The organism is Ralstonia sp. ASV6, assembly GCF_016429285.1.
Taxonomy (GTDB): domain Bacteria; phylum Pseudomonadota; class Gammaproteobacteria; order Burkholderiales; family Burkholderiaceae; genus Ralstonia; species Ralstonia flaminis.
Window position 1 is genome coordinate 1 of record NZ_JAELUI010000326.1, and the last position, 935, is coordinate 935.

Here is a 935-nt window from a genome sequence, read left to right on the forward strand (position 1 = left end):
CTGCCAGACCGCCCGCAAGCTCAAGTGGCCCGAGCCCGATCAGTGGTGCGGGTACTTCCGCACGTCCGGCCTGCGCAACGTGGCGGTACGCCAGACCTTCATGCACAACGGCGTGTTCCGCACGCTGCGCGACACGGTGGCCTTCTATGCCACGAGGTCGACCAACCCGGCGCAGTGGTACCCGGGCACGAAGGGAACACCCCTGCGCTTTGACGATGTGCCCGCCAAATATCAGGGCAACATCAACGTGAACGCCGTGCCAATGAACCGCCGCCCTGGGACCACGCCGGCGCTGACGGAAGACGAGATCGACGACATCGTCGCCTTCCTGCGCACGCTCACCGATGCGCGCTACGCCGCGCTAATGCCGGACCCGGCGGCGGACAAGGCACGCTCGGCGCATGCGCCCAAGGCTGTGACGCGCACGGCAAACACGCGGTAACAACTTCGTCGCCAGCGTCAGCCGCTGTTTCATTGACGGCGGCTAGCCGAGTACCGATCATGGAGCGTTTCGTTTCTAACCCGCTCCCTCCATGATCACCCTGTCCCGCCTGCTTGCCGCGCTGTCTGTGGCCGTTGCCGCCACCGGCGCATTTGCGCAAACGCCCACCGGCCCACAAACCGGCCTGCCCGTCGTCGACCTGACCATGGGCATGTACAAGATCAAGGCGGAAGTGGCCGCCACCCCGCAATCTCGCGAGACCGGCCTGATGTTCCGCAAGACGATGCCCGACACGGCCGGCATGCTGTTCGTGTTTGATGAATCCGCCGGCCATTGCTTCTGGATGAAGAACACCGACCTGCCGCTGTCGATCGCCTTCATCACCGACGACGGCACCATCTCCGACATTGCCGAGATGAAACCGCAGACGGAAGACAACCACTGCCCGACCAAGGCCGGCGTTTATGCGCTGGAAATGAACAAGGGCTGGTTC

At 64.2% G+C, this 935-nt stretch carries 2 protein-coding genes; both read left to right on the forward strand.

Annotated features, from left to right (window positions below; genetic code table 11):
- Positions 1-442, forward strand: a 442-nt coding sequence (locus tag JHD73_RS27875; RefSeq protein WP_368735568.1) for a c-type cytochrome, incomplete at its 5' end; no start/stop codon positions are given.
- 91 nt (positions 443-533) lie between these two features.
- Positions 534-935: DUF192 domain-containing protein (locus tag JHD73_RS27880; protein WP_199033356.1), on the forward strand; the 402-nt coding region annotated here is incomplete at its 3' end.